Annotated in this window: 2 protein-coding genes; one reads left to right on the forward strand and one right to left on the reverse strand. The window is 37.2% G+C overall.

Annotated elements, in window-relative coordinates; translation table 11 throughout:
• Nucleotides 1-596 (forward strand): hypothetical protein (locus tag ACOVO2_RS19240; RefSeq protein WP_421771535.1); only part of this gene is annotated, 596 nt, incomplete at its 5' end.
• Nucleotides 597-640: 44 nt separating this feature from the next.
• Here ACOVO2_RS19240 and ACOVO2_RS19245 read toward each other — a convergent pair.
• On the reverse strand, nt 641-1,980 hold a 1,340-nt coding region (locus tag ACOVO2_RS19245), incomplete at its 5' end, for a prolyl oligopeptidase family serine peptidase (RefSeq protein ID WP_421771536.1).

The following is a 1,980-nucleotide window of genomic DNA, read 5'->3' on the forward strand; positions in this document are numbered from 1 at the left end:
AGACGCTTAAAGTTCAATACGAGGGCCTTATTCAAGAAAAAGTAAAGTTATTGAAAGAAAATAACCATCCGAGATTAGTGGAGATTTTTACTAAGCAAGAAGAACTTGTGAAGATTGATGTTTATAAAATCGAAATTCAAGAGGCAATTTCAGCGGCTGAAAAAGTCTTGCTAATAATTCCTAAAGTGAGTGAGGATTTAGAAGATGCTAAATTATATGCAAATTGGGATATAGTTGGCGGTGGAGCGATGATTACCCATTGGAAACGTGAAAAAATGAAAGATGCAAAGCTGGGAATCGTAGAAATAAATTATGTTTTAAACAAACTTAAAAGAGAACTGAATGGTTTAAAGCCTGATTTATTGCCAGCTACAGTTAATTTTGATACATCTTGGGAGTTTGCAGATTATTTCTTTGATAACATCTTTTTAGGTCTTGAAATAAGAGAAAAGATTGTGGATGCTTACAATTCAATATTATCGCTTCGTGATTCAATAATTTTGTTGAAAGAAAAGCTAATTGCTGAAAAAAATACTCAACAAAATCTATATCACGAAAAAGAAAGTGGTTTTAGAAAATTAATTGAGCAGGTTTGATAAATTATGGCACATCCAACAAGATGTGCCATAATGAAACTTTCTTAAAACTTCGGCACAAAACCCATATTCCACCAAATAAAGGCGTAAATATCAGCCGTCGATTCGAGGTTTTTCTTGGTATTACTCGCTCCGTGACCAGAGTTTGTGTCAATCTTTATCAATAACGGATTTTTGCTGCTTGCCGCACCCTTTTCTTGTAAAGTTGCTGCATACTTAAATGAGTGTGCTGGCACAACTCTATCATCATGGTCGGCCGTGGTGATGAGCGTTGCAGGGTAATTTACGCCCGATTTGATGTTATGAATCGGAGAATAACCATACAAAGTTTTAAATTCTTCGGCATTATCTGACGAACCATAATCGGCAATCCAGTTCCAGCCAATCGTAAATTTCTGGAAACGCAACATATCCATTACACCCACCTGTGGAATAGCGACTTTCGCCAAATCTGGACGTTGGTTCATCACCGCACCCACCAAAAGACCTCCATTTGAGCCACCACGAATGGCCAAATGAGCATTATCACAATATTTTTGAGCAATCAAATATTCACCTGCTGCAATAAAATCATCAAAAACATTCTGTTTTTTGAGTTTCATGCCTTGTTCGTGCCATTTTTCGCCATATTCACCACCGCCACGAAGGTTAGCCGAAGCATATACGCCGCCTTGCTCCAAAAATGGAATCAAAGTTGGACTAAAACCTGGGTTTAGGTTTACATTAAAACCACCGTATCCATAAAGTAAGGTTGGATTTAGTCCGTTGAGTTTCAAGCCTTTTTTATAGACAATAAACATCGGAATTTTCGTGCCATCTTTACTCGTATAAAAAACTTGTTTTGTCTCGAAGTCAGTTGCTTTGAAATCTACTTCTGGAGAGCGGAAAACGGTACTTTTCTTACTGGCAATGTCATATCTGAAAATAGTAGGAGGGTAGTTGAAGGTGCTAAATGTATAAAACACAAATTTATCATCTGCTTCGCCACCAAAGCCACCAGCCGAGCCGAGTGATGGCAATTGCACTTCATTTTCAAGCTTTCCTTTGAAATCATAGACATAAACACGAGTCGTAACGTCTTTCAGATACAAAGCAAATAACTTTCCACCTGCTGAGCTTACACCTTGTAATGGCTCGGGTTTTTCGGGTAAAATTGTTGACCATTTACCCGTAGCAACATCAAATTTTTCTACTTTATCATTTGGAGCATTGTGGTTAGTCTGAACCAAAAATGCTTGTCCGATATTATCAACAATGCTATAACTCGAATTAGTAATTTCAGCAATAATTGGCTTAAATTCTTTCTCGCCAGCCGCTCTATAATAAAGTGCATTTCCATCTTTACCTTTGCCACGGTCTGAAATACTCAAAAATGCAAATTTTT

Origin of the sequence: Emticicia sp., assembly GCF_049241225.1 — a bacterium.
Lineage (GTDB): Bacteria > Bacteroidota > Bacteroidia > Cytophagales > Spirosomataceae > Emticicia.